Annotated in this window: 22 protein-coding genes and 1 tRNA gene; 7 read left to right on the forward strand and 16 right to left on the reverse strand. The window is 61.6% G+C overall.

Features of this window, described 5'->3' with window-relative positions; translation table 11 throughout:
- Nucleotides 1-425: 425 nt before the first annotated feature.
- From OIU37_RS15305 to OIU37_RS15315, 3 genes are read right to left on the reverse strand one after another with little or no spacing between them, the layout of a single operon-like run.
- The gene (locus OIU37_RS15305) at nt 426-1,229 is read right to left on the reverse strand and encodes an anti-sigma factor (RefSeq protein WP_264257997.1); all 804 of its coding nucleotides are present in this window, start codon (nt 1,227-1,229) and stop codon (nt 426-428) included.
- The gene (locus OIU37_RS15310) at nt 1,226-1,831 is read right to left on the reverse strand and encodes an RNA polymerase sigma factor (protein WP_171601548.1); all 606 of its coding nucleotides are present in this window, start codon (nt 1,829-1,831) and stop codon (nt 1,226-1,228) included. The genes OIU37_RS15305 and OIU37_RS15310 overlap by 4 nt, the downstream gene beginning before the upstream one ends.
- Nucleotides 1,832-1,879: 48 nt before the next feature.
- Entirely contained in the window at nt 1,880-2,416 is a 537-nt protein-coding gene (locus OIU37_RS15315; protein ID WP_264257998.1) for a tetratricopeptide repeat protein, read from the reverse strand.
- Between the two features lie 167 nt (nt 2,417-2,583).
- Here OIU37_RS15315 and OIU37_RS15320 point away from each other — a divergent pair, with 167 nt between their 5' ends.
- From OIU37_RS15320 to OIU37_RS15330, 3 genes are all read left to right on the forward strand, one after another.
- Nucleotides 2,584-3,636, forward strand: coding sequence for a type III polyketide synthase (locus OIU37_RS15320; RefSeq protein WP_264257999.1), 1,053 nt, complete (start codon nt 2,584-2,586; stop codon nt 3,634-3,636).
- Nucleotides 3,633-4,136 (forward strand): isoprenylcysteine carboxyl methyltransferase family protein, encoded by a 504-nt coding sequence (locus OIU37_RS15325; RefSeq protein WP_180693742.1) that lies wholly within the window; start codon nt 3,633-3,635, stop codon nt 4,134-4,136. The genes OIU37_RS15320 and OIU37_RS15325 overlap by 4 nt, the downstream gene beginning before the upstream one ends.
- A gap of 76 nt (nt 4,137-4,212) precedes the next feature.
- A complete protein-coding gene (locus tag OIU37_RS15330; RefSeq protein WP_240601988.1) occupies nt 4,213-5,460 on the forward strand; it encodes an FAD-binding oxidoreductase in 1,248 nt (415 codons plus the stop codon).
- Here the strand turns inward: OIU37_RS15330 and OIU37_RS15335 are convergent.
- From OIU37_RS15335 to OIU37_RS15370, 8 genes are all read right to left on the reverse strand, one after another.
- Nucleotides 5,450-5,989: a gluconokinase gene (locus OIU37_RS15335; RefSeq protein ID WP_171601553.1), complete on the reverse strand. Its 540-nt coding sequence runs from the start codon at nt 5,987-5,989 to the stop codon at nt 5,450-5,452. The genes OIU37_RS15330 and OIU37_RS15335 overlap by 11 nt on opposite strands.
- Before the next feature lie 89 nt (nt 5,990-6,078).
- Complete coding sequence (locus OIU37_RS15340) at nt 6,079-7,032, reverse strand: peptide ABC transporter ATP-binding protein (RefSeq protein WP_171601554.1); 954 nt, start codon at nt 7,030-7,032, stop codon at nt 6,079-6,081.
- Nucleotides 7,029-8,045 (reverse strand): ABC transporter ATP-binding protein, encoded by a 1,017-nt coding sequence (locus OIU37_RS15345; RefSeq protein WP_264258000.1) that lies wholly within the window; start codon nt 8,043-8,045, stop codon nt 7,029-7,031. The genes OIU37_RS15340 and OIU37_RS15345 overlap by 4 nt, the downstream gene beginning before the upstream one ends.
- Nucleotides 8,045-8,935: an ABC transporter permease subunit gene (locus OIU37_RS15350; protein ID WP_171601556.1), complete on the reverse strand. Its 891-nt coding sequence runs from the start codon at nt 8,933-8,935 to the stop codon at nt 8,045-8,047. The genes OIU37_RS15345 and OIU37_RS15350 overlap by 1 nt, the downstream gene beginning before the upstream one ends.
- Nucleotides 8,936-8,944: 9 nt before the next feature.
- Nucleotides 8,945-9,949 carry an ABC transporter permease subunit gene (locus tag OIU37_RS15355; protein ID WP_171601557.1) on the reverse strand — a complete coding sequence of 335 codons (1,005 nt, stop codon included), beginning with the start codon at nt 9,947-9,949 and terminating at the stop codon, nt 8,945-8,947.
- Nucleotides 9,950-10,036: 87 nt separating this feature from the next.
- Entirely contained in the window at nt 10,037-11,632 is a 1,596-nt protein-coding gene (locus tag OIU37_RS15360) for an ABC transporter substrate-binding protein (RefSeq protein ID WP_171601558.1), read from the reverse strand.
- 341 nt (nt 11,633-11,973) lie between these two features.
- Nucleotides 11,974-12,456, reverse strand: a complete 483-nt coding sequence (rirA, locus tag OIU37_RS15365; RefSeq protein WP_018244873.1) for an iron-responsive transcriptional regulator RirA — start codon at nt 12,454-12,456, stop codon at nt 11,974-11,976.
- A gap of 268 nt (nt 12,457-12,724) precedes the next feature.
- The gene (locus OIU37_RS15370; protein WP_020048532.1) at nt 12,725-14,221 is read right to left on the reverse strand and encodes a CoA-acylating methylmalonate-semialdehyde dehydrogenase; all 1,497 of its coding nucleotides are present in this window, start codon (nt 14,219-14,221) and stop codon (nt 12,725-12,727) included.
- A 192-nt stretch (nt 14,222-14,413) separates the two neighbouring features.
- On the opposite strand from OIU37_RS15370, the gene OIU37_RS15375 reads away from it, so the two are divergent.
- Nucleotides 14,414-14,728: a putative quinol monooxygenase gene (locus tag OIU37_RS15375; RefSeq protein ID WP_264258001.1), complete on the forward strand. Its 315-nt coding sequence runs from the start codon at nt 14,414-14,416 to the stop codon at nt 14,726-14,728.
- Entirely contained in the window at nt 14,725-15,606 is an 882-nt protein-coding gene (locus OIU37_RS15380; protein WP_171601559.1) for a LysR family transcriptional regulator, read from the forward strand. Before OIU37_RS15375 ends, OIU37_RS15380 begins: the two co-directional genes overlap by 4 nt.
- Here OIU37_RS15380 and OIU37_RS15385 read toward each other — a convergent pair.
- The 4 genes from OIU37_RS15385 to OIU37_RS15400 all read right to left on the reverse strand — a co-directional run bounded on the left by OIU37_RS15385 (nt 15,603) and on the right by OIU37_RS15400 (nt 16,997).
- Nucleotides 15,603-15,764 (reverse strand): hypothetical protein, encoded by a 162-nt coding sequence (locus OIU37_RS15385; protein WP_171601560.1) that lies wholly within the window; start codon nt 15,762-15,764, stop codon nt 15,603-15,605. The genes OIU37_RS15380 and OIU37_RS15385 overlap by 4 nt on opposite strands.
- A gap of 50 nt (nt 15,765-15,814) precedes the next feature.
- Nucleotides 15,815-16,252: a DUF4174 domain-containing protein gene (locus OIU37_RS15390; RefSeq protein ID WP_264258002.1), complete on the reverse strand. Its 438-nt coding sequence runs from the start codon at nt 16,250-16,252 to the stop codon at nt 15,815-15,817.
- A gap of 88 nt (nt 16,253-16,340) precedes the next feature.
- Nucleotides 16,341-16,417: transfer RNA gene (locus OIU37_RS15395), tRNA-His, on the reverse strand.
- A gap of 130 nt (nt 16,418-16,547) precedes the next feature.
- Nucleotides 16,548-16,997, reverse strand: coding sequence for a phasin (locus tag OIU37_RS15400; RefSeq protein ID WP_003545621.1), 450 nt, complete (start codon nt 16,995-16,997; stop codon nt 16,548-16,550).
- Between the two features lie 213 nt (nt 16,998-17,210).
- On the opposite strand from OIU37_RS15400, the gene OIU37_RS15405 reads away from it, so the two are divergent.
- The gene (locus OIU37_RS15405; RefSeq protein WP_264258003.1) at nt 17,211-21,086 is read left to right on the forward strand and encodes an ATP-binding protein; all 3,876 of its coding nucleotides are present in this window, start codon (nt 17,211-17,213) and stop codon (nt 21,084-21,086) included.
- 211 nt (nt 21,087-21,297) lie between these two features.
- Here OIU37_RS15405 and OIU37_RS15410 read toward each other — a convergent pair whose 3' ends face one another.
- Nucleotides 21,298-23,250, reverse strand: coding sequence for an acetoacetate--CoA ligase (locus OIU37_RS15410; protein ID WP_264258004.1), 1,953 nt, complete (start codon nt 23,248-23,250; stop codon nt 21,298-21,300).
- A 275-nt stretch (nt 23,251-23,525) separates the two neighbouring features.
- Here OIU37_RS15410 and OIU37_RS15415 point away from each other — a divergent pair, with 275 nt between their 5' ends.
- Nucleotides 23,526-25,418 carry an AsmA-like C-terminal region-containing protein gene (locus tag OIU37_RS15415; RefSeq protein WP_264258005.1) on the forward strand — a complete coding sequence of 631 codons (1,893 nt, stop codon included), beginning with the start codon at nt 23,526-23,528 and terminating at the stop codon, nt 25,416-25,418.
- Nucleotides 25,419-25,434: the final 16 nt, after the last annotated feature.

Below are 25,434 nucleotides of genomic sequence, written 5' to 3' on the forward strand. Positions count from 1 at the left end.
ACCTCTACCGAAGGCCAGAAGACATATTCCAGGATCCTGTGCTCGCCCGTTCGAACCTTCGCAATTGCTGCCACGGCGGCACTTAAATTGACGTTACGGTCATCTGCTGAAATTTAATAAGTCTCAGCCTTGGTGATATCGGGAAAGCGAGAGGTCCGCATTGTTTCGGCGCCGCCGAACGTCGTCTCCGGCTGTCGTGCCGCGGGGTCGCCTCCGGCGTGCCGCGTCGGGTTCGAGGATCGCATCTGCCGCAATTCGGTGACGTCGGCTGTGATCGTTCCATAGCGAGTGAAGGGAAAACTTGGAGCTTGACGACGGCGTCCTGTCCGACCGTGGTAAAGCCGATGTCCTTGTTCAAAGCGTCAATTTGGAACTCAAACGCGCTCCCCAAGAAAAACCGGCGAAGCTGAAGCCCGCTGAGCCGGTCAGCTTGAAAGCCTGCTCCGGGCGTTCTCCGCCAATTCCTGCACCCGGTCTACGGGGATGCGGCCGATCAGCATGAAGGCGTGCGTCGCGTTCGACCAATAGACTACGTTCATGCCCTTGCGGCTTTCGAGGTCCGGCGCCTTCGGCCCCTTGTCAGACTTGACGATGCACAGCGCCATCGGGCCGGTTTCGGGGTCGAGATAGGCGATCTGGGCGAGCGCCTTACCATCATATTGCAGCAACAGGGCGCGTTTGAAATCAATCCCCGGCAGCGAGACGGCTTCGGGGGAGAGTGACAGGCCGAGCTTCTCGTCAAGACCGGCGAGCTGGGCGGCCTGATCCTCCCTGCCGGGCACGGGGCCGGCGAGCGTTTCGGCGGTATAGAGCGAGATATAGTCGGCGACCACGGCGCGCCATTCGCTGTTTTCGTCCTTGGCCGAAAAGCGTGCTCCCATGCCGATGACGGCGCGGTCGATGGCGATGCCGGCGACCAGCGAGACGGCGAGCGCGCCGAGGAAACGGCGGCGGTTGGCGAATGCGGGCGCGGGGCGAGATTTTGCGCTTTGCTGCACAGGTAGGGCGGCGAGCATCGCCTGCAGCTTCTCGCGCGGCGCCTCCGATAGGAGCGGAGCGAAGGCTTGTTCGAAGGGCAGGTTGGCGCGCGCCAGAAATTCCAGCCGTTCGGCGGTGCTCTCGTCTTCGTTCACAATGGCTTCAATGCGCGCAGCCTCTTCGGGCGTCAGTTCGCCGTCGATGAGGGCGGTGAGGTCCTCGTCGGAGGGAATGGTGTGTTTCGTCGTCATTGCCGTCCCCCTTCCGGTCCGGCGTCGGAGAGCTTGGCGCGGGCCGCCGCCAGCCGGCTCATCACGGTTCCGATCGGGATATCCAATATGCCTGCAACCTCGCGATAGGAAAGTCCTTCCACATAGGCGAGGAAAACCACTGTCCTCTGCGCCTCGGGCAGCGCATTCACCTGCTTCAGCACCTGACCCGCCATCACATGGGTTTCGGTGTCGTGGGCGCCGTCGAAGGTCAGCGTCTCCCCGGCATCGACGAAACCCTGGCCCTGGCGCACCCGGCGGGAGCGGATCTCGTTCAGCCAGATCGAGTGCAGGATCGAAAACAGCCAGCGGTCGAGCCGGGTGCCGGGGATGAACTGATCGGCGCGCTCCAGCGCACGGAGGCAGGTCGCCTGGACCAGGTCGTCGGCGACATCGCGCTGATGCGAGAGAACGAGACCATAACGCCAGAGCCTTGCCAGATTTTCCGTCAGGCCGCTCCTGATATCCGCTTCGCTCGCGATGGCCGCCTCCGCCGGTCCTGCATTCTTCGAAACCGCCGGATGAACCGGCGATTCCATTCTCGCGCGACTATAGGCAGGAAAATGGGTGCGCGCGACCGACATTCTTACATCCCTTTCGTGCTTCCATTTTCCCGCCCCGTGGCCTGCTGATCAGATCTTAGAGGGATCGAGGATTGCAGCGTTCAGATCCTGATATTCCTCGCAGCCGGTGCCGCAGATCGCCTTGATTGACTGCAGCTGGTCCTTGGCGAGATCGAGCTGGCCCTTGATGACATAGGCTTCGCCGAGATATTCGCGGACCTTGGCGTATTGCGGGTCCATCTTCACCGACTGCAGATAATAGGAAATGCCTTCGTCGGTGCGGCCAAGCTTGCGGGTGGCATAACCGCGATAATTCAGCACTTCGGCGGTGTTCTGATCCTTGACCGTGTCGAGCACGGCAAGCGCCTCCTCATAGCGGCCGGCCTTGGCCAGCGAATAGGCATAGTCGGCGCGGTTCTCGTCGGAGACATTGGCGCTCTGCTGCTTGACGCATTTCTTGGTCTTCTGGTCGTAGATCTCGCCCTTCTTGCAGACCGGCGTCGTGCTACTATCATCGCCGACCGCAAAAACCGGGCCGGAGACAACAGAAGCGGCAAGGCAGCCGCCGAGAATGATGGAAGCGATGCGGGCTGTCATGATCGTCATGGGGAACTCCTCGAAAGTGACGTTGCGACGAGAGAACACCGCTGCATCCAGCTTTATTCGGCTGCCGCTTGCATTTCTTTCTTCACCCTTTCGTGAAGTTTCAGAACCGAATAATTTGGGCGTCCGCGTGTTTTCCTTCGTTCCGCCGGAGGGACAAGGAGAATTCTGTGACCGACACCGTCAAACTCGTCAGCCTCGCCGTTGCCACACCCGAACATGTCATTTTCCAAAAACAGGCGCTCGAAGCCTCGGCCCGGCTGTTTGCCGACCGTTTCGAGGATTTTCGCCATCTTGCCCGCGTCTTCGACAGCGCCGGCATCGACAAGCGCCATGCGGCGCGGCCGCTTGCCTGGTTCGACGAGCCACATGGTTGGCAGGATCGAATGCAGGCCTATGCCGAGGTGGCGGGCGGGCTTTTCGTCGAGGCCGCCAGCGCGGCCCTTCGCCAGGCAGGGCTTGAGGCCTGCAATGTCGACTGTGTCGTGACCGTCTCCTCCACCGGTTTTACGACACCGAGCCTTGATGCGCAGCTTAGCCGCAGGATGGGTTTCAGACCCGACATCGAACGTGTTCCGGTGTTCGGGCTTGGCTGTGCCGCCGGCGTGTCGGGCTTTGCGATCGCCTCGCGGCTGGCGAGAAACCGGCCGGGGACTGTTGTGCTTTTCGTCTCGATCGAGCTTTGCACGCTGGCCTTCCGGCTGGACGAGCTGACGCGGCCGAACATCATCGCGACGGCGCTTTTCGGCGACGGCGCTGCCGCCTGCGTGCTGCGATCAGGCGAAGACGGGCTGGCGGAAGTGGAATCGACCGGCGAGCATCTCTTTCCCGACACGCTCGATATCATGGGCTGGAAGATCGATGACGGCGGCTTCGGCATCGTGCTGGCGCAATCGCTGCCGCCCTTTGCCGAGCGCGAGCTCGGCCCGGCCGTGACGGCCATTCTGGCGCGCAACGGGCTGAGGGTGGAGGATATCGGCCGTTTCATCTGCCATCCCGGCGGCATGAAGGTGCTGGCCGCAATGGAGAGCGCGCTGTCGTTGGTGCCGGGCACGCTCGATCACGAGCGCGCCGTGCTTGCCGAATACGGCAACATGTCGTCGCCGACCATTCTGTTCGTGCTGGAGCGGGCAATCCGCGCCGGATTGCCGGAGCGCTCCGCGATGATCGCCATGGGGCCGGGCTTTTCGGCCAGCTGCGTGACGCTTAGGAGAGCGGCATGATGTGGCCGTCAATCGCGCTTCTTGCATTCGTAACGCTGCAGCGACTGGGGGAGCTGGTGCTTGCCCGGCGCAACACGGCGGCGCTGCTTGCCAGTGGCGCCAAAGAGGTGGCACCCGAGCACTATCCCGTCATGGTGGCGCTTCATGCCGGCTGGATCATCGGCCTTTGGCTGCTTGCCCCCGGCAGGCCGATCGCGCTCTTCTGGTTTCTGGTGTTCATGGGGCTGCAGGCGCTGCGGCTCTGGGTGCTGGCGACGCTGAAAGGCCGCTGGACGACGCGTATCATCATCCTGCCCGGCGCGCCGCTCGTCGGATCGGGGCCTTATCGCTTCCTCCGCCATCCGAACTATGCGATCGTCGTCGGCGAGATCGCCGCACTTCCCCTCGCCTTCGGCCTGCCGCTTTACGCGATCGTCTTTTCCCTTCTCAACGGGCTTGTCCTCTATGTGCGCGTAAAGGCCGAAAATGCCGCACTGAAAAGCGCAATGATTTTGAAATGAATGCGATTTTCCGTTTGCGTCGCGGTATCGGCACGGGCATTTTTACCCCGATAGACAAAGCGGAATGCAAGCGGAAATGACGAAGAACGCAATCGTGCTCGGCGCCGGCATCGTCGGGGTTTCCACGGCCATCCATCTTCAGCGGCGCGGCCGGCAGGTGACGCTGATCGACCGCAAGGATCCGGGCAACGAAACCTCGTTCGGCAATGCCGGCCTGATCCAGCGCGAAGGTGTGGCGCCTTACGGCTTTCCCCAGCAGCTCGGCCTTTTGCTGCGCTATGCGCTGAATAACCGCATCGACGCGCATTATCACCTGCGCACGCTGCCGAGCCAGATCGCCTTTCTCGCCCGCTACTGGTGGAACTCCAATGCGCGGCGCCACGCGATCATCACCCGGGCCTATGCGCCGTTGATCGAAAATTCGATTGCCGAACACAAAGACCTGATCGAGGCGTCGCAGGCCGAAGGGCTGATCCGCAAGGACGGCTGGATCAAGATTTTCCGCACTGAAGCCAAGCGCGACGGGGCTCTTGCGGAGGCCGCACTTTGGCAGAATGAATTCGGCGTGGAGTATGACAGCCTGACTCCGGCCGACATTGCCCACATCGAACCTCATATGACCGGCGATTTCGCCGGCGGCATCCGCTGGCGCGATCCCTGGTCGGTGCTCGATCCGCATGCGCTGACATCGGCCTATCGCCGCTATTTCGAAAGTATCGGCGGCCGCTTCGTCACGGGTGACGCCGCCTCGCTCGGCCCGTTCGGCTCCGGCTGGAAGATCATGACCGCGGAAGGTCCGCTCGAAGCCGAGGATACGGTGATGGCGCTCGGCCCCTGGGCGGCCGTTGCAACGCGCCGGCTCGGCTATTCCTTTCCGCTCGGCGTCAAGCGCGGCTATCACATGCACTATGCCGCCGAGGGCAATGCCGTGCTCAACAACTGGACGCTCGATGCCGAACGCGGCTATCTCCTGGCGCCGATGCGCCGCGGCATCCGCCTGACGACAGGGGCGGAGTTTGCAACGCTCGACGCCCCGAAGACGCCGGTCCAGCTCGACCGCGCCGAAGCCGTGGCGCGCACGATCTTCCCGCTCGGAGGCAGGCTCGATCCCGAACCCTGGATGGGCGCGCGCCCCTGCACGCCAGACATGATGCCTGTTATCGGCAAGGCGCCGCGCCATCAGGGCCTGTGGTTTGCCTTCGGCCATGCCCATCACGGACTGACCCTCGGGCCGGTGACCGGCCGCGTGCTTGCCGAACTCATCACCGGCGAGACGCCGTTCATTGATATCGCGGCCTATTCGCCGCAGCGTTTCAACCCGTAACGCCGAGCGCTGAAAGGCCCTTGAGCGCCGTTGCCGCGATGCCTTCGATCGTGTCGTCGATATCGACGGTGACGACACCCGGCTCGCCTGTAGGCACCTCAAGCGTCGCCAGCTGGCTGTCGAGCAGCGAGACCGGCATGAAATGTCCCTTGCGCTCGCCCATACGCTTCATCAGCAGCGCCCTGGAACCTTCGAGATAGACGAAGAACAGATTGCCGCCGGCGGCAGCCCTCAGCCTGTCGCGATAGAGGCGTCTCAGCGCCGAGCAGGAAACGATGATGCCCTCGCCTTTCTCCAGCGAGGCCTTGATGTCTTCGCCGATGCGGTCGAGCCAGGGCATCCGATCCTCATCGGTCAGCGGGATGCCCTTCGACATCTTCTCGACATTGGCGGCGGGATGAAGCGCATCGCCTTCGACGAAGGCCAGGCGCAGGGCTTCGGCAAGCTTCTCGCCAACGGAGGATTTACCGCAGCCGCTGACCCCCATGACGATGATCGCATGAGGCCTGTTCATCTGCTCATCCGGCATGTTTCCTTCCCCAGCATCTAACCTTTTGTCTGCGCAATTCCGGACGGAAAACCGCTACACACTTTTCCTGGAATTGCTCCGGCTCCCACTTAATCGAGCGGGAAATGACAGGCATATTGTTGTGCGCCTTCTCCCCTCAATTCGGGAGAAACCTGGCGACAATAGTCCTGCGCCTTCCAGCAGCGCGGATTGAAGTGACAGCCGGACGGCGGCCTCAAGGGCGACGGCAGTTCGCCCTGCAGGCGGATGCGGGTCTTCTCGCGCTCGGGATCGGCGATCGGGGTCGCCGACAACAAGGCGGCCGTATAGGGATGGCGCGGCCGGGCGAAGACTTCAGCGGCAGGACCGGTTTCGATCGGGCGGCCGAGATACATGACCATCACCTCGTCGGCGATGTGATGGACGACCGAGAGACCGTGCGAGATGAAGAGATAGGCAAGGCCCATCTCCTTCTGCAGGTCCATCAGCAAGTTCAGCACCTGCGCCTGGATCGACAGATCGAGAGCCGAAACCGGTTCGTCGAGCACCAGCACCTTCGGCCGCAGCATCAAAGCGCGGGCAATGGCGATGCGCTGGCGCTGGCCGCCGGAGAACATATGGGGATAGCGGCCGTGATGCTCCGGACGCAGGCCGACGCGGGCCATCATCTCCTCCACCTTGCGACGGCGGGCGGCGGCATCGAGATCGGTATTGATCTTCAGCGGCTCTTCGAGGATCGCGCCGACCTTCTGGCGCGGGTTGAGCGAGCCGTAAGGATTCTGGAAGACGATCTGCACCTGGCTGCGCAGGCTACGGTCGCCGACGCGGGCGGGCCTGCCGTCGATCAGCAATTCGCCGGCCGTCGGATCCTCGATCATCGTGACCAGGCGGGCGAGCGTCGACTTGCCACAGCCGGATTCGCCGACGACGGCAAGCGTCTTGCCGGAATGGAGACTGAAGCTGACGCCGTTCAGCGCCTTGACGGTGGCATCGGCTTTGAAGAGACCGCGGTTGACGGTGTAGAAGCGGGCGAGATCCCTGCCCTCGAGAACAGCGCCGGTCATACCAGGTCTCCTGCAGTTTCAACGGCCATGATGCCGGGATGCCCGAGCGGCTTGCCGTCCTTCAAAGGATAGTTGCAGAGCGCCAGCCCGAGCTCCGGCCCCTGGCGGACGACGCCGCGATCGCATTCGACCGTGGCGTAGCCGCAGCGCGGCGCGAAAAGACAGCCTGTCGGGCGGCCATGTTGGCCGGGCACGACACCGGCGATCGAGGGAAGGCGCTGGCCGACTTTGGCGCGCTCCGGCAAAGCGGCGAGCAGGGCTGCCGTATAGGGATGGTGCGGATCGCGGAACAGCGCCCTCACCGGCTGCTCCTCGACCTTTTGGCCGGCATATTGCACCTGCACACGCTCGGCGGTTTCAGCAACGACACCCATGTCGTGGGTGATCAGCACCAGCGCCATGCCGTGCTCCTTCTGCAGGCGCACGAGCAGATCGAGGATCTGTGCCTGGATGGTCACGTCGAGCGCGGTCGTCGGCTCGTCGGCGATCAGAAGCTTCGGATTGCAGGCGAGCGCCATGGCGATCATGACGCGCTGGCTCATGCCGCCGGACATCTGATGCGGGAAGTTCGACAGGCGGTCTTCCGGCGCCGGAATGCCGACGAGGTTCAGAAGCTCGATCGAACGTTCGCGACGTTCCTTCCGGTTGAGGCCCAAATTGAACCGCAGTGTCTCGCCAAGCTGGAAGCCGACCGTGAAGCACGGATTGAGGCTCGACATCGGCTCCTGGAAGATCATCGCCATGTCCTTGCCGATGATCCTGCGGCGCTGGCGGGCGGAGATGCCGCGCAGATCCTGGCCATCGAACTGCATGCGATCGGCGGTGATCTTCGCCGTCCAGGGCAAAAGCCCCATCAGTGCCAGCATGGCAACGGATTTGCCCGAGCCGGATTCACCGACGATCGAGAGGATCTCGCCCTTGTCGCAGGTGAGCGATACGCCATCGACGGCGCGGAAAAGACCCGATGACGTCTGGAATTCGACAGTCAGATTTTCGATTTCGAGAAGTGGCATCACGACCTCTTCAGCTTGGGGTCAAGCGCATCGCGCAGGCCGTCACCCATCAGGTTGATGGCGAGAACGGTGATGAGGATGGCAAGACCCGGGAATGTTACGACCCACCAGGCGCGCGAGATGAACTCACGGGATTCGGCCAGCATCGTCCCCCATTCGGGTGTCGGCGGCTGGGCGCCCATGCCGAGGAAGCCGAGGGCAGCGGCATCGAGGATCGCGGCCGAAAAGGCGAGCGTCGCCTGAACGATCAGTGGCCCTAGACAGTTCGGCAAAATCGTCTTGAACATCAACCGGAAGGTGCCGGCACCGGCGACACGCGAAGCGATCACATATTCCTTCTCACGCTCTGAAATGACCGAGGCGCGCGTCAGCCGGACGAAATGCGGCTGGTTGACCAGCGAAATCGCGATCATCGCATTGGTCAGACCGGGGCCTAGCACGGCCACCAGAACGAGAGCGAGCAGCAGCGACGGAAAGGCCAGGATGATATCCATCAGGCGCATGATTGCCGTATCGACCTTGCCGCGGAAATATCCGGCGACGAGGCCGATCAGGACGCCTGAAATGACCGAAAGCGTGACGACGACGACGCCGATGAAGAGCGAGAACCGCGCGCCGTAGATCAGGCGCGAGAGGATATCGCGGCCAACGGCATCCGTTCCGAGCAGGTAGGAGGCGCTGCCCGCCTCCATCCAGAAGGGTACGGCCAGCAGCACTTGGCGGTTCTGCTCGTTTGGCGCATGCGGCGCAAAGAGCGGCGCGAGGATTGCGACGACCAGGATGATGACGAAAACCACCAGGCCGATGACGGCGCCCTTGTTGCGGGAGAAATAATGCCAGAATTCCGCAAGAGCGGATGGCTGGCCGGTTTTGACGGTGACCGTGCTCATGGACCGCTCCTAATGACGAATGCGCGGATTGATGAAGCCGTAAAGAACATCAACAATCAGATTGACCAGCATGATGACGCCGGCGATCAGCAGAAGGCCGCCCTGGACCACGGCGTAGTCGCGCTTGAAGACCGAATCGACCATCCATTTGCCGATACCCGGCCAGGAGAAGATCGTCTCGGTGAGGATGGCGCCGGCAAGAAGAACGCCGATCTGCAGACCGATCGTGGTGATAACAGGGATCATCGCATTGCGCAGCGCATGCACGCCGACGACACGCAGCGGCTTCAGTCCCTTCGAGCGTGCCGTGCGGACATAGTCCTCACCCAGCACCTCGAGCATCGCCGAACGCGTCTGGCGGGCGATAACGGCGAGAGGGATGGTTGCCAGCACGATGGTCGGCAGAATGAGGTAGCTGACGGCCGAGGCGAAGGCTCCCTTCTGGCCCGACAGCAGACTGTCGACAAGCATGAATCCGGTGACCGGCTTGAAGAAATACATCAGCGAGATGCGGCCGGAAACCGGCGTCCAGCCGAGATAGCCGGAGAAGAAGATGATGAGCAGCAGACCCCACCAGAAAATCGGCATGGAATAACCGATGAGGGCAACTCCCATCACGCTCTGATCGAACCACGTGCCTCGCTTGACGGCCGCAAAGACGCCGGCGGGCACGCCAAGACAGACGGCAATGATGATGGCACAGAGCGAAAGCTCCAGCGTTGCCGGGAACAATGTGAAGAACTCGCCGAGAACGGGCCGCTTGGTGACGATCGAGGTGCCGAGATCGCCTTGCAGCACTTTTCCGAGATAATCGAAATACTGCACATATAGGGGCCGGTCGAAACCGAGATCGTGCATGATCTGGGCGTGACGTTCCGGCGCCATCACACGTTCACCCGACAAAAGCATGACGGGGTCGCCGGGGATCATGCGGATGAACGAGAAGGCTATCAGCGAAACGCCAAGGAATGTCGGGATCAGCACCGCGAGGCGGCCGATGAAAAAACGCAACATAGCAGGTTTTCCAATAGTTTCCGGCGGTCAGGGGAACCTGACCGCCGGCCGCACCCGGCGTTGACCGGGCAGTTTACAGATTTTTTATTATTCGGAAATGTCCACGCCGTCGAAGCGGTGAATTCCGAGCGGGTCCATGAAGAATCCCGAGACCTTCTTGCTCATCGGAACGAAGACCAATGAGTGGTCGAGCGTATTCCAGGGAGCTTCCTTCTTGAAGATCAGCTGAGCCTGTTCATAGGCCTTCGTGCGCTCGGCGACGTCGGCCGTCTGCTTGGCCTTCGTCATCAGATCGTCGAATTCCTTGTTGCACCACTGAGCGCGGTTGTTACCGCCGACAGCGTCGCAGCCAAGCAACGTATCCATGAAGTTGTCAGGGTCGCCATTGTCGCCGGTCCAGCCGAGGATGACGGCACCGTCGCGATTCTTGTCGGACGAGAGCTTCAGATATTCGGCCCATTCATGGGTGACGATTTCCACATCGACGCCGACCTTGGCCAAGTCGGCCTGCATCAATTCTGCGGCGCGACGTGCGTTCAACATGTACGGACGCGAAACCGGCATCGCCCAGATCTTCATCTTCAGATCCTTGACGCCGGCATCTGCCAGCATCTTCTTCGACGCATCGGGGTCATACTTGTCGTCTACGACGGCATCGTTATAGGACCACATGGTCGGCGGGATCGGGTTCTTGGCAACGGCCGCAGCACCCTGGAAGACGGCGTCGACGATCGCCTGCTTGTTGATCGCCATGTTCAGCGCCTTGCGGACTTCGGCCTTGTCGAAGGGAGCAATCAAGGTGTTGTAAGCGAGATACGAAACGTTCAGGCCGGCCTGCTCGAGCACGGTCAGGTTCTCGTCCTTCTTGAGTTCGGCGACGTCAGCCGCATTCGGATAAGGAATGAGGTGGCATTCGCCGGCCTTCAGCTTCTGCGCGCGGACGGCGGCATCAGAGGTGATGGCGAAAACCAGATCGTCGATCTTTTCCTTGCCCTTGAAATAGGTTTCGTTCGCCTTGTAGCGGATGACGGCATCCGGCTGGTAGGCGACGAAGGTGAACGGGCCGGTGCCGAGCGGCTGCTGATTGAGCTGCGCCATCTTGCCGTCGGCGGCGAGCTTGTCGGCATATTCCTTGGAGACGATCGAGGCGAAGTCCATGGCGAGGTCGGCAAGGAACGGCGCTTCGGGATGGTTGAGCGTGAACTTGACGGTGAGGTCATCGACCTTCTCGATCGACTTGATCAACTCCGGGAAGCCCATGCCGGCCGCGTATTCGTAGGAACCGCCCTCGACATATTTGTTCCACGGATTGTCAGCCTTGAGCTGACGCTCGAACGAGAAGATGACGTCGTCCGCGTTGAAGTCACGTGTCGGCGTGAAGAAGTCGGTGGTCTGGTACTTGACGCCCGGATGCAGCTTGAAGGTATACTCCTTGCCGTCGGCCGAAACGCTCCAGCTGTCGGCCAGGCCGGGCTCGATCTCGGTTCCGCCATGCTTGAATTCGACGAGGCGGCTATAGACCGTGCGCGACGACGCGTCGAAGGTCGTGCCTGCCGTATAGAGGCTGGGGTCGAAGCCTTCCGGCGAGCCCTCGGAGCAATAAACAAGGGTCTTGGACCAGGCCGACGTCGCCATGACGGAAATCAAGGCCGTCGCTGCCAGCAGGACAGAGATCTTTTTCATAATATTGTTTCCCGGTTGTTCTTTTTTGATGTTTGGAGACCGTAGATTGCCATCCCGGTCGACGGTCGATGGAACGATATTTATTTACTGAAAGCAACGGGCTACGCAGAAAATTTTTCCAGCTGGACAATTTTAGAAATTTTCCGTCAAAAATCAGCCTCATTCGGAAATATTCGCACAAAAAAGACCGAAATTTTGTCGCATTTGGTATAAAAACGCGCCCATCGCGACACGCAGCCGGCATTTCCCCGTTCTGGAGGCCACGGGAGATGCCCCGCAAAAACAAAAACCGCGGTTGCTTGGGGGCAACCGCGGTTCAGAAGTTCATCCTGGTCTTTCGATCAGGCGGCAGGGGCAACGATCGCGGGTTTGCGATAGGCCGGCTCGCCAGTGATTCCGAGAAGGAAATTGATCTGCGGACGCGCCTTGACGAGGTCGTCGATGGAGTATTCCGAAAGCACCGCAAAGAAAGCGTTGAGCGCCTTGCGCAGCGCCGAATTCAAGCCGCAGCTGTCGACCAGCGGGCATTCGACCTCACCGTCATCCTCGAAGCATTCGGCCATGGCGAAACTGTCTTCCGTCACCCGAACGACGTCGAAAAGACTAATGTCGGCGGCCGGCTTGCCCAAGCGCACGCCGCCGTTGCGACCGCGCACGGTTTCGACCAGACCCGCCTTGTTCAGCGGCTGGAGGATCTTGAAAAGAAAGAGCTCGGAAACGCCATAGGCCTTGGCGATTTCCGGAATCCGGCTCAAGTGCCCGTCGTTGGCAGCACAATACATCAACATGCGAACCGCATAGTTGGTCTGCTTCGTCAACCGCATGCCATTCTCCTGACTCGTCTGTTCAGACCTATATAGGCGGTTTGCTAGTTTTGAACAATTCCAAAATATGAAATTCGCATTCAGCTTATGAGGCCATTTGCCGCGACGTCAATCCCGCCTCAGGATCTTCTGGTTGCAATCCATGATGACCTGCCGGCGCTCGGGCGGGCCGGGACAGTGAAAGCATGCCGGTGCGGCGCGCGCTTGGTTTCCAAATAGAACGGGGGGCCGAAAGGCCCCCGAATTGCAGATTGGAATGTCGTAACGATCACTTCATCGTCGGCATGACGAATTCCGCGCCGCTCTTGATGCCGGAAGGCCAGCGGGCGGTGACGGTCTTGGTCTTCGTCCAGAACTTGATCGAATCCGTGCCGTGCTGGTTGAGGTCGCCGAAGCTCGAGGCCTTCCAGCCGCCGAAGGAGTGATAGGCGAGCGGAACCGGGATCGGAACGTTGATGCCGATCATGCCGATATTGATGCGCGAGGCGAAATCGCGGGCGGCATCGCCGTCGCGGGTGTAGATGGCGACGCCGTTGCCATATTCGTGCTTCATCGGCAGCGACAGCGCTTCCTCATAGTTCTGGGCACGAACGACGGAGAGGACGGGTCCGAAGATCTCGGTCTTGTAGATGTCCATCTCGGGCGTGACGTGGTCGAACAGGCAGCCGCCGACGAAATAGCCGTCTTCATAGCCCTGGAGCTTGAAATCGCGGCCGTCGACGACGAGCTTGGCGCCTTCTTCGATGCCGCGGTCGATCAAGCCGCGAACACGGGTATAGGCTTCCTTGGTGACGAGCGGGCCCATGTCGGCCTTGTCGTCGGTGTAGGGGCCGATGCGCAGGGATTCGATCTTCGGCGTCAGCTTCTCGACGAGGCGGTTGGCGGTCTCCTCGCCGACCGGAACGGCAACCGAGATCGCCATGCAGCGCTCGCCGGCCGAACCATAGCCTGCGCCCATCAGCGCGTTGACGGCCTGATCCAGATCAGCATCCGGCATGATGATCATGTGGTTCTTGGCGCCGCCGAAGCACTGGGCGCGTTTGCCGTTCATCGCCGCGGTGCCATAGACGTAGCGGGCGATCGGCGTCGAGCCGACGAAGGAGACGGCGCCGATATCGGGATCGGTGAGGATCGCGTCGACGGCACCCTTGTCGCCATTGACGACGTTGAGGATGCCGGCCGGCAGGCCGGCCTCGATCATCAGTTCGGCGAGACGGATCGGCAGGGAGGGATCGCGCTCGGAGGGCTTCAGGATAAAGGCGTTGCCGCAGGCGATCGCCGGCGCAAACATCCACATCGGGATCATGCCCGGGAAATTGAAGGGCGTAATGCCGGCGCCGATGCCGACCGGCTGGCGGATCGAATACATGTCGATCGCAGGCCCGGCGCCCTCGGTGAATTCGCCCTTGGCGAGATGAGGAATGCCGCAGACGAATTCGCAGACTTCGAGGCCGCGGATAACGTCGCCCTTGGCATCCTCGATCGTCTTGCCGTGTTCCTTGGAGAGGATTTCGGCAAGCTCGTCCATGTGCTTGTTCAGGAGTTCGACGAATTTGAAGAAGACGCGGGCGCGGCGCTGAGGATTGGTGGCGGCCCATTTCGGCTGCGCAGCCTTGGCGTTTTCGACAGCGGCGCGCAATTCCTCGACGCTTGCGAGTGCGACCGTCGCCTGCACTTCGCCGGTTGCCGGATTGTAGACGTTGCTTACGCGGCCGCTGGTGCCGGCAACCTGTTTGCCGCCGATGAAATGACCGATCTCACGCATGGGTGTTCCTCCTGTTTTTGGATGGCCGACAATCGCACTTCAATTTGCACAAATCAATGCGCTGATGTAAGCAACCGTTGTGCGTAAATTATAGCTCTATCGTTGCATCAGGCGCTGCCGCTGCTTTCAAATTTGGTACGGCACGCCCACAAGTCAAACGACGACAAGTTAAACCGTAGGGAGGTCACACCGATGAACCGGAAACCCGTCGTCAGAATGGCGGAGCTGGAGATCGATCCGGAAACGCTTGAATCATATCGCGCATTGCTCAAGGAAGAAATCGAAGCGTCCGTCGCGCTGGAAGACGGCGTCCTTTCCCTGAGCGCTGTCTCCATCAGGGACACCCCAAACCGGATCCGTATCCTTGAAGTCTACGCCGACCAGAAAGCATACGAGGCCCATCTGCGGACACCGCATTTCCTGAAGTACAAAAACCAGACGGTGCATATGGTCACATCGCTGACACTTACCGAGGTTGATCCGATCGCAATGCGTGCCAAGCCATGAACTGGGACGATGTTCGGATTTTCCTCGCCGTTGCCCGTACCGGGCAGATCCTTGCCGCCTCGAAGCGGCTGGGGCTCAATCACGCGACACTCTCGCGTCGACTGACGTCGCTGGAAGAGGCGCTGAAGACGCGGCTTTTCATCCGCCGCACGAATGGCTGCGAGCTGACGGCCGAAGGTGAAGTGTTTCTGGCATCCGCAGAGCGGATGGAAACGGAAATGCTCGCAGTACAGGCCAGCCTCGGCCACACCGATACGGCAATTGCCGGAACCGTGCGTGTCGGCGCGCCCGACGGCTTCGGTGTTTCCTTTCTTGCGCCGCGCATGGGCAGGTTGATCGAGCGCCATCCGGCACTGAAGATCCAACTCGTGCCGGTGCCGCGCTCTTTCTCACTCTCGCAGCGCGAGGCCGATATCGCCATCACGCTGGAGCGACCGGACCAAGGCCGGCTCGTTTCCTCGAAGCTGACGGATTACACACTCGGCCTTTATGCCTCACGGGATTATCTGGCGTCACAGGGAGCACCTGCCGATATCGACGCGCTCAAGGAGCATCGCCGCATCGGCTATGTCGAAGACCTGATCTTCACTGCGTCGCTGAATTTTTCCGGTGCAGTCATGCGAAGCTGGGATGCAGGCTTCGAGATTTCGACGGCGATCGGACAGACGGAGGCGGTACGAACAGGCGCCGGCATCGGCATCCTGCACGACTATATCGCCAGGCAGTATCCGGAACTCCAGCGCATTCTGCCGGAGGTTTCGATCCGGCGCGCCTACTGGACGACCTATCACGAAACGGCGCGCGACCTGCTACGCGTCCGGAGCGTCATCGATTTCCTGCAGGAACTCGTCAGCGCCGAACGGCAAATTTTTCTTTAGGAGACGTGCTTGGCCGGCTCGTCGTTCTCATCCGGGTTCGGAACCGGCGCTTCATCAGGAAGCCTGTCCGGCTCCGGTTCCTTGATCGGCGGCACCGGCTTCCAGCCGGGCCCGGGCATCGGCGGCTGATCAGGAATGGGTTCGTTGGGCACGGACATGACCGCCTCCCTTTTCATGATGTTGGAATAAACGCGACGTTCGACCGGGGCTACTTGTCCGGCTTCAGCGATTCGGCAGCACGCATCGGCATGCTGTCGATGATGGCGAAGAGCTCGCCATCGGTAATCGGCTCGCTGACCTTGAGCTTCACGGTGCCGTCCTTGCCGAGAAGGAAAGCGGCGAATTCGCCGACCTCCGTCGCCTCGAGATCGCGGCGGATCGCTTCGCCGTTGAGGCCGTCAGCCGCACCGAAGAGCGGTCGAACGCCGGCGCCGGAAACCTTCAGCACCACTAGGTCGCGCTCATCGAGGGCCGAGCAGTCGGCCAGCAGCTGGTTCTCCTGCCGGGCGGCGCGGGAATTATCCCTGTCGGCGAAAAGGATGAAGACGCGGTTCTTCCACTGGAACTGAGCGAGGCTTTCGATCGGCGCATAAGCGCTGTTCGTCTCGTCGATCTTGGTCGCACCGTAGAGCAGGGTTTTCGACATGCATATTCTCCCCTTGGAGAACGACCCGGTGCGACATGGGTTCCATCGAAAGGATAGGAACCGGGTTTTCATTCTGACCGTGGGAAAATGGTACGGTTGGGGGGTCTCGAACCTCCGACCTCAGGTGCCACAAACCTGCGCTCTAACCAACTGAGCTACAACCGCATAAATCGCGCTTGGCGCGACGGGGGTCACATACGAGGACTTGGCGAGGAATTCAAGTCCCATTCCTCGTCAATATACAAAAAGGCTGGACGCGAGGTCCAGCCTTTTATCTCCGATCGGTAAGGACCGATCAGGCAACCTTGAAGGAAGCCATGGCCTTTTCGGCGGCGTCCTTGGAGGGCTTTGCGAGCTTTTCGGCCACCTGCTTGGTGGTTTCCTGGATCGACTTCGCCTGCTCGACGGTGAGTTCGGCCTGCTTGCGGATGAACGAGGTCTGCAGCTCGAAGAATTCGGCCGGCGACTTGACGCCGAGCAGCGCTTCGAAGTGCGACAGCGAGTTCTCGGAATTGATGCGCAGGATGTCGATCGCCTTCAGGCCGATCTCGACGCTGCCGGCCTGTGCCGTCTGGACGGTGGCTTCGAGCGTCTTGCCGGCTTCCTCGCCAGCGGTCTTCAGCTTGGCATATGCATCCTTCGACTGCTGAGCGCCCTTTTCGGCGAATTCACGGAAGGATTCCGTGAACTTGGACGGGTCGAAAGAAGCGATTGAAAAAACGTCGTCGGTCTTTATGGTAGCCATGGGTCGCATCCTTTGGGTTGAGGCAGCCGCTGCCTGCATAGTTGGGATGATGCTTATATAAGACATTTTATTGTGCATTGCAACAATTATTGTGCAGTGCACAAGACGTTAACCTTTCCGGCCGAAAACCCCCTCCTCTTCTGGACCGGCATGCGCCCCGCAGTTATTAATAAGCCGTTAATTTAAGAAGGCCGACAGCGACAAGGTTCGAACATGCCCGCAGTCCAATATCCGTTCATCGATATCGCCGTGCACGCACGGGTGCGGGAACGCTTTTCACGCGGCGAGGCCATGGTGCTGTTTTCGGCCGATCTTGCGCGCCTGCTCTGGGCGAACGGTGCGGGTGCGGAGCTTTTCGGCCATTCGGCAGTCTATGACCTGCTCGATCAGGGGGTCGACCGCACCGACATCACCTTCCGCCAGCTGGAAACCGCCGCGCGCCAGCTGACCGATATCGGTGACAACAGAAGCCTGATGATCCGCGTCGCCAAGGGCTTTCAGCGTGCGCAGGTGCAGGCGGCTGCCGAACTGATCCGGCTTTCCCAAGGCGAAAAGGCCATCCTGTTTTCGGTGCCGGTCTCGGCAAAGCCACTCGCGGCCGGCGCATCGGCCGCTCAGATGCTACAGGGACTTGATGATCCCGACACGCATATGGCGGTGATCGGCGCCAATGGCGAGGTTATCGCCGCTTCTCCGGGCTTTGCCTCGCTCGGGATCTCCGAGCTGACGGCAAAGACCTTGATCAACCTTGCCGGCGCGCATCCCGACCGGCTGGTGAAACGACCTGTCGCCACCGGCAGAGGCAATCTTCCGGCCGCGGTCGGCAAACTCAGCGACGATCCGGCGCTCAATCTGCTCTTTGCCGTGGAGACTGCGATCGGTCATCTCGACGCGGTCGAAGCGCCCGCGCTCGACGCGATCGATGCGCCCGCGCTCGATTCAATCGATGCGCCCGCACAGGAAGAAAGCGCGCCGCCGGCCGAACTGCGTCAAGACGAACCTGTCGCCGTCGCAGGCTTCACCGAGATCATCGACGCGGTCTCGGGGATCGAAGAGGTCGAGGAGACGCTCGAGGAGATCGCCGGCGAAAACGAACAGCCCGCCGAAACAGCCGCGGCATCCGCAGACGAGGCGATTGAAGAGACGCATCCTGCCGCGGATGCGGAGCCGGAGAGCGACGGCGACATGATCGATAGCAGCGCGGATGAGGCCACCGAGCCCGCCGCGGTCATCGAGGACGATGTGACCTCCATTGCGGAGACGGTGGAAACGGCTGCGGCGGAGCCGCCTGTTGAAGCCAGCGAAACGCCCATCGACGACGCACCGGAAGCGGGCCACGAAGACACCGCCATCGTAACGCCTGCTGTCTCCGATGCCACCCCTGCCCCTCAGCTTGCGGCGGAGCCCGGCTTCGTCTTCAGGCCGAACAGCCGCGCCACGCGCTTCGTCTGGAAGATCGACGCCGAAGGCCGGTTCAACGAGGTCAGCCACGAATTTGCCGAGGCCGTCGGTCCGCATGCGTCCGACATCATCGGCTCTGCCTTCGGCGATGTCGCCGCCCTCTTCAATCTCGATCCCGACGGCAAGCTTTCCGAGGCGCTCGCCCGCCGCGACACATGGTCGGGCAAGACGATCCTCTGGCCGGTCGAAGGCACCAGTCTCGTCGTTCCGGTCGATCTGGCGGCGTTGCCGACCTATACCCGCAACCGCGACTTCGATGGTTTCCGCGGTTTTGGCGTCGTTAGGCTTTCGGATGCGCAGGAAGATCCGCTGGCGCTCGGCCTGACACTCGGCCCTGATGGTATCGGCCATGATGCAGCGAGCCTCGGCCCGGTGGCAGAGCCCGTCGCCGAAGTGGCAGATGAAGCGGAAGCCGCCCCCCAAGAGGTCTCGGCCGAAACCATTGCAGCGGAAGAGATCGACGACCAAGCGTTTACGGCAGCCGAGCCGGAGACCGAAGAGACAGGATCGGAAGAGATCACTGCCGAAGAGGCGATCGTGGAGACATCAGCGCCGGAGAGTGCCGTAGAAGAACAGGCGGTCGGCGCCGACGAAGCACCTGCCGCCGAGCCGGCAGCGGATGTTTCGGACGAGCCGCCGGCGCTTCGGATTTCGGAAACGCCCAATCGCCGTTTCTCCGACAAGATCGTTCAGCTCCACAACAGCGGCGCCGGACTGACGGCTGCCGAACAGGCCAATTTCCGCGAGATCGCCAAGCGGCTCGAAGCCTTCGGCACGCGTAAGGAAGAGCCTGTCGCCCCGGCGCCGATGGAACCCAGCGCCGCGGCGCCGGCTGAACCCGCCGTCACGGAAACGGCCGGCTTCGAAGAGGCCTCCGGACCCGAAGAGTTCGAGGCCGAAACTCCCGCCGACAAGGCTGATATACCGTCGCCCGAGGAAATCGCGCCGCAGCAGGCGATCTTCGAGAATGCCGTCGAGGCAGAGCACGAAGACGACGGTGCCGCTGAAGAACCGATTGTCATCGCCGAGGACGAGGCGACGGAAGGGCTGGAGGAGACGGCCAGCCAGATCGAGGTTCTCACCAGCTTCATCCCGCCGCGCATCAAGATGACGGACGGGCTTTCGGTGGGCACGGTCGATCAACTGCCTGTCGCCGTGCTCATCCATATCGGCGATGCGCTGATCCATGCCAATCCGGAATTCATGCGGCTGACGGGCTACGGTTCACTCGACGCATTGCGCGAAGTGGGCGGCATCGAAGCCCTGCTGCAGCGCCGCGAACTCGAGGAGAAGGCCGCAGGCTCCGGTACCATGATGCTCGTCAAGGCCGACGATACGCTGGCGCCGGTGACTGCGCGGCTGCAATCGGTGCGCTGGGAAGACGCCAACGCCCTGATGCTGGCGCTGATGCCGGTGGAGGGTAAGGAAGATGGCCGCAGCGATGTAAACCGGTCCGAGGGCCGCTCCGAAGGCCGCCCCGAGCGGATGGTCGAGAAGGTCGCTAAACTCCAGGTCGAAGTGGAAGAATTGCGCTCGATCCTGGAAACGGCGACCGACGGCGTCGTCGTCATCGGCACGGAGGGCGATATCCGCTCGATGAACCGGTCGGCCAGCGCGCTTTTCAATTATGACGAACAGGAGACGCGCGGCAAACCCTTCGTCATGCTGTTTGCCCATGAGAGCCAGAAGGCGGTCATCGACTATCTGAACGGCCTCTCCGGCCATGGCGTGGCAAGCGTGTTGAACGACGGGCGTGAAGTGATCGGCCGCGAGGCCGCCGGCGGCTTCGTGCCGCTGTTCATGACGATGGGCCAGCTCACCTCCTCCAACGGCTATTGCGCCGTCATCCGCGACATCACCCAATGGAAGCGCACCGAAGACGAGTTGCGCAACGCCAAGGGTGCGGCCGAAACCGCCAACGCCCACAAGACCGATTTCCTCGCCCGCGTCAGCCACGAGATCCGCACGCCGCTCAACGCCATCATCGGCTTTTCCGACATGATGGCCGGCGAGCGTTTCGGGCCGATCGGCCATCCGCGTTATATCGAATATGCCAACGACATCGGCCGCTCCGGCAGGCATGTCCTCGACATCGTCAACGACCTGCTCGACATTTCGAAGATCGAGGCGGGCGAGATGGATCTCGATTTTGCTGCCGTCGGCCTCAATGAGGCGGTCTCCGAGGCCGTGGCTCTGGTACAGCCGCAGGCGAACAGCCAGCGCGTCATCATCCGCACGGCGCTGTCGCATGCAGTGCCTGAGGTCGTGGCGGATCTGCGCTCGATCAAGCAGATCGCGCTCAACATCCTGTCGAACGCCATCCGCTTCACCCCGTCAGGCGGGCAGATCGTCGTTTCGACGTCCTATGAGGCGAATGGCAGCGTTGTCCTCAGGGTCCGCGATACCGGCATCGGCATGACGCGCAGCGAGCTCGACCAGGCGATGAAGCCGTTCCGGCAGGTCTCCTCGACCCAATCGCGCCACCGCGGCGACGGCACCGGCCTCGGCCTGCCGCTGACCAAGGCGATGGTCGATGCCAACCGCGCGACCTTCTCGATCAATTCGGCGCCGAACGAGGGCACGCTCGTCGAGATCACCTTCCCGTCGCAGCGGGTGCTGGCCGGTTGATAAAGAAAAGGCAGCCACGAGGCCGCCTTGGAATTTGGTGCTGTTCAACAAGAGCTCAGTCGATCAACGTCATGTTGTAAGCCCGAAGGCTCCAGCCGCCTCGTTCATGTGCGGCCCCAAGTTAGCTTTACATTTGACAAACCTTTCTTAACGAAAGGTTTCCATGACAGAAAATTGATAGATGGTGAAAGCTTCTAGCTTAAGAGTACTATCAATCCTTCAGTTCGCTTAGCCCGGCGAAGAGCCGCAGCGCCTCTGGATTGGCAAGCGCTTCCTGGTTCTTCACCGGCCGGCCGTGAACGACCTCGCGCACGGCAAGCTCGACGATCTTGCCGGATTTGGTGCGGGGAATATCGGCAACCGCGATGATCTTCGCCGGCACGTGCCGCGGCGAGGCGCCGGTGCGGATGCGCGTCTTGATCGCCTTGACGAGATCCTCGGTCAACCTCACATCTGGGGCAAGGCGGACGAAGAGGATGACGCGCACGTCGTCGTCCCAGTCCTGGCCGATACATAGCGCCTCGGCCACCTCCTCCATCTGCTCCACCTGATTGTAGATCTCGGCCGTGCCGATGCGCACGCCGCCAGGATTGAGCGTCGCATCCGAGCGGCCGTGGATGATCAAACCGCCATGCTCCGTCCATTCGGCGAAATCGCCGTGGCACCAGACATTGTCGAACCGGTCGAAATAGGCGGCGCGATATTTGGCGCCATCGGGGTCGTTCCAGAACATCACCGGCATCGAGGGAAAGGCCTTGGTGCAGACCAGTTCACCCTTCTCCCCGCGCACCGGCTTGCCGTCATCGTTCCAGACGTCGACCACAAGGCCGAGGCCAGGTCCCTGGATCTCGCCGCGCCAGACCGGCTGCAGCGGATTGCCGAGCACGAAGCAGGAGACGATATCGGTGCCGCCTGAGATCGAGGCGAGCTGTACGTCTTCCTTGATGCCCTCATAGACGAAGGTGAATCCCTCCGGCGACAGCGGCGAGCCGGTGGAGGTCATCAGCCGCAGGCTGGAGAGATCGTGGCTGACGCGCGGCGTCAGCCCACCCTTGCGCACCGCGTCGATATATTTCGCCGAGGTGCCGAAGATGGCGAATTTTTCGGCCTCGGCATAGTCGAACAGCACGTTGCCATCGGGGGCGAAGGGCGAGCCGTCGAACAGGCAGAGCGTCGCGCCGCTGGCCAGCCCGCTGACCAGCCAGTTCCACATCATCCAGCCGCAGGTGGTGAAATAGAACAGCTTCTCGCCCGCCTGCAGGCCGCAATGCAGCCGCTGCTCCTTGAGGTGCTGCAGCAGCGTGCCGCCGGCCGAATGCACGATGCATTTCGGCACGCCTGTCGTGCCCGACGAAAAGAGGATGTAGAGCGGGTGGGAAAAGCCAAGCCGGGTGAACTCGACCTCCCTTGCCTCATAGGGCGCGACAAAGGCCTCGAGCGTTAAAGCCCCCGGCGTCTGGCGCGCCACGGCCTCCGCATCGCCGGCGTAATGGACGATGACCGTCGGGACACCCAGGCTTTTTGCGACCGTGGCGACCTTGGCGCCGACATCCTGCAGCTTGCCGGAATACCAATAGGCATCGCAGGCGATGAACAGCCTCGGCTCAATCTGGCCGAAGCGGTCGAGTACACCCTGCTCGCCGAAATCAGGAGAACAAGACGACCAGATGGCGCCGATCGAGGCGGCGGCGAGCATGGCGGCGACGGTTTCCGGCATGTTCGGCATCATCGCGGCGATGCGGTCACCCTTGCCGATGCCGCGTGCTGCGAAGGCCTGCTGCAGCTTCGAGACCAGCACACGCAGCCGGTCCCACGACCAGCGGTCCTCGGCCTTGTCCTCGCCGCGGAAGATGATGGCATCACCCTCACCGCGGCCCGACAGCAGGTTTTCGGCGAAGTTCAGCGTCGCATCGGGAAAGAAGCGGGCGTCCAGCATGCGGTCGCCATTGGCTAACACCTCTGCGCCACGCTCTCCCTTGACGCCGCAGAAATCCCAGACGGTCGACCAGAAATTCTCTCGCTCGGCCACCGACCATGCATGCAGATCCTCAAAGCCTGAAAGAGAAAGCCCGAAATCGGCATTGCAGCGCTCCATGAAGGCATGGATCGGGCTTTTTGCAACGGCATCCGCCGAGGGCACCCAAAGTGGTCTGTTATCCTGCATTCAATCCTCCTCCCCAATGCCGTCCTTATACCATGCTGCATTGCATTATAAAGCGTGGAACCGACGCGATCCGACGCCTGGTAAATGATGTCGAAAAGTGCGAGCGATTTTCGGACGACATCATGCTCCAACTATTTAATTGAAAGTGCTACAGCGTCCTTTGCGCGTCTGAAAAGACGCGCGGCGCTGTAGGGATTTGCATATGCCTGATATTTCCTATATCCGGCGAAATCAGCGCATAACGGGATGACCGGCTGAATTTGCCGGCGGAGATCATGAGCACGTCAAGACATCGCAGGTGGCGCAGGAAGATCGGACCCGTTTCGCGCTGGCTTCCGGCCTTCGCCCGCCTGTCGACGGTATTCCTGCTGATCGCGCTGGCGCTTTTCGTGGCGCTCAGGGTTGCCGCCCCCTATCTCATCTCGACCGGTTTCGTGCGCTCCGGCATCGAGGACACGCTGTCGAAATGGACGGGCTACCATGCCGAGATCAAGGGTAGTCCGGTTCTCGAATTCTGGCCGACGCCACGCATCACGCTGAACCAGATCACCATCCGCCAACCGCGCGAAAGCGGCGACAAGCTGCTCGGCAGCATTGAAAGCCTGTCGGCCGATTTCAGCCTCATCGACGCGTTGAGAGGCCGGACGAGTTTCCACGAGTTCCACCTGGTGCGCCCCAAGCTGGCGCTGACGCGCGACGAAAAAGGGCTGATCGACTGGAGTTATGCCGGCCTGCTCGCGCGCGCGATCAGCGGCGTACGCTACGAAAACGGAGCTGAGGTGCTCGATCCCGATCTCGATGCCGAGATCGGCGCGGTGACCGTCGAGGACGGCACGCTTGTAGTCACCGACATCAAGTCCGCCACGACCTATCATTTCGACAGCGTCACCGCCGATATCGCCTGGCCGAGACTATCCGGCGCGATCTCGGCAGTGGTCATCGCCCGCATCAACGGCGAGGACCTGAAGGTCGATTTCGCCTCGCGCCAGCCGCTGCTCGCCTTTGCCGGCAGGAATGCCGAGACACGGACGTCACTCACATCAAACCTTTTGACCGCGCACTTCCAGGGCATTGCCAGCATCGCCAGCCTTTCGGCCTTTTCCGGCAATATCAGCGCCAGCATTCCCGATGTGCCCGGACTTCTGACATGGTCGGGCAAATCGATCCCCGGCATCGCAACGCTGAAGAGCGCCTCGCTGGAATCCGATATCATGTCGTCGGGCAACGGGCTGCGCTTCAACAATCTCAGCCTCTCGCTGAACGAAGCAAGCGCCACCGGGGTGATGGACCTTTTCACCCAACCCGGCAAACGACCGAAAATCGGCGGCACGCTCGCCTTCGACCAGATGAACCTCAAGCCTTTCCTCGACGCCTTCGCGCTCAGGCTCGCAGCCGGCGAGGCGGAGGAAATCTCCGCCGGCATCAGCGGACCGCTGCGGGTGCTGGATGTCGACGTCAGGCTTTCGGCACGGCGCGCGCAGATGGGTCTCTTCGAGCTTTCCGATGTCGGCGCCAGCATGATCGTTGCCGGCGGCGAGGCGAAATTCGATATTGGCGACAGCCAGTTCGAAGGCGGTGAAATGACCGCGCATCTGGAAGCGACGCAGCGCGACTTCGACGGCGGCGGCAAGCTGCAGCTGTCGATCCGCAATGCCGATTTCGCAGCCCTTGCCGAGCGCCTGCAGCTGAAGGGTCCGCTGCCGCTTGCGACCGGATCGCTCGATCTCGACCTGCAGTCGCCGAAGGCGATCTGGACGACCGGCCTTGCCGACGTCACCGGCAGGCTGCACTTCTGGACCAGGGAAGGCACGATTCCCGGCATCGATGCTGCAGCAGTCCGGACGCAGGCGGCCGAAAAACCGTTCTTTCCGCTGAGCGCGGCAGCAGGCGGCGCCTTCGCCTTCAACCAGCTCAACCTTCAGGCCGATTTCGCCAACGGCTCTGCCGAAATGCACGACGCCCGCATTGCCGGCGTCACACAGACGCTGACGCTTTCCGGCGTCATCACCTATCAGTCGAACGGGCTGGCGCTTTCCGGATCGCTGGCGGCGACCGATCCGGCCAAGGCAGCGGAGCTGCCGCTTCTGCCGTTCTTCATCGGCGGCTCATGGCCGAACCCGGTGATCTCGCCAGTTCCGCTTTTCGGCAATACGCCTCAGGCGCAATAAAGCGCGTCGCACGGCA

Origin of the sequence: Rhizobium sp. BT-226 (assembly GCF_025847085.2) — a bacterium.
Lineage (GTDB): Bacteria > Pseudomonadota > Alphaproteobacteria > Rhizobiales > Rhizobiaceae > Rhizobium > Rhizobium sophorae.

Excerpts from the sequence above, each read along its gene's own strand:
- OIU37_RS15415 (WP_264258005.1), top strand. The coding sequence starts at position 23,526 with ATGAGCACGTCAAGACATCGCAGGTGGCGCAGGAAGATCGGACCCGTT.
- OIU37_RS15380 (WP_171601559.1), top strand. The coding sequence starts at position 14,725 with ATGAACTGGGACGATGTTCGGATTTTCCTCGCCGTTGCCCGTACCGGG.
- OIU37_RS15410 (WP_264258004.1), bottom strand. The coding sequence starts at position 23,250 with ATGCAGGATAACAGACCACTTTGGGTGCCCTCGGCGGATGCCGTTGCA.
- OIU37_RS15325 (WP_180693742.1), top strand. The coding sequence starts at position 3,633 with ATGATGTGGCCGTCAATCGCGCTTCTTGCATTCGTAACGCTGCAGCGA.
- OIU37_RS15390 (WP_264258002.1), bottom strand. The coding sequence starts at position 16,252 with ATGTCGAAAACCCTGCTCTACGGTGCGACCAAGATCGACGAGACGAAC.
- OIU37_RS15355 (WP_171601557.1), bottom strand. The coding sequence starts at position 9,949 with ATGTTGCGTTTTTTCATCGGCCGCCTCGCGGTGCTGATCCCGACATTC.
- OIU37_RS15370 (WP_020048532.1), bottom strand. The coding sequence starts at position 14,221 with ATGCGTGAGATCGGTCATTTCATCGGCGGCAAACAGGTTGCCGGCACC.
- rirA (WP_018244873.1), bottom strand. The coding sequence starts at position 12,456 with ATGCGGTTGACGAAGCAGACCAACTATGCGGTTCGCATGTTGATGTAT.
- OIU37_RS15345 (WP_264258000.1), bottom strand. The coding sequence starts at position 8,045 with ATGCCACTTCTCGAAATCGAAAATCTGACTGTCGAATTCCAGACGTCA.
- OIU37_RS15385 (WP_171601560.1), bottom strand. The coding sequence starts at position 15,764 with ATGTCCGTGCCCAACGAACCCATTCCTGATCAGCCGCCGATGCCCGGG.
- OIU37_RS15330 (WP_240601988.1), top strand. The coding sequence starts at position 4,213 with ATGACGAAGAACGCAATCGTGCTCGGCGCCGGCATCGTCGGGGTTTCC.
- OIU37_RS15310 (WP_171601548.1), bottom strand. The coding sequence starts at position 1,831 with ATGTCGGTCGCGCGCACCCATTTTCCTGCCTATAGTCGCGCGAGAATG.
- OIU37_RS15335 (WP_171601553.1), bottom strand. The coding sequence starts at position 5,989 with ATGCCGGATGAGCAGATGAACAGGCCTCATGCGATCATCGTCATGGGG.
- OIU37_RS15305 (WP_264257997.1), bottom strand. The coding sequence starts at position 1,229 with ATGACGACGAAACACACCATTCCCTCCGACGAGGACCTCACCGCCCTC.
- OIU37_RS15315 (WP_264257998.1), bottom strand. The coding sequence starts at position 2,416 with ATGACGATCATGACAGCCCGCATCGCTTCCATCATTCTCGGCGGCTGC.
- OIU37_RS15405 (WP_264258003.1), top strand. The coding sequence starts at position 17,211 with ATGCCCGCAGTCCAATATCCGTTCATCGATATCGCCGTGCACGCACGG.
- OIU37_RS15400 (WP_003545621.1), bottom strand. The coding sequence starts at position 16,997 with ATGGCTACCATAAAGACCGACGACGTTTTTTCAATCGCTTCTTTCGAC.
- OIU37_RS15360 (WP_171601558.1), bottom strand. The coding sequence starts at position 11,632 with ATGAAAAAGATCTCTGTCCTGCTGGCAGCGACGGCCTTGATTTCCGTC.
- OIU37_RS15350 (WP_171601556.1), bottom strand. The coding sequence starts at position 8,935 with ATGAGCACGGTCACCGTCAAAACCGGCCAGCCATCCGCTCTTGCGGAA.
- OIU37_RS15340 (WP_171601554.1), bottom strand. The coding sequence starts at position 7,032 with ATGACCGGCGCTGTTCTCGAGGGCAGGGATCTCGCCCGCTTCTACACC.
- OIU37_RS15375 (WP_264258001.1), top strand. The coding sequence starts at position 14,414 with ATGAACCGGAAACCCGTCGTCAGAATGGCGGAGCTGGAGATCGATCCG.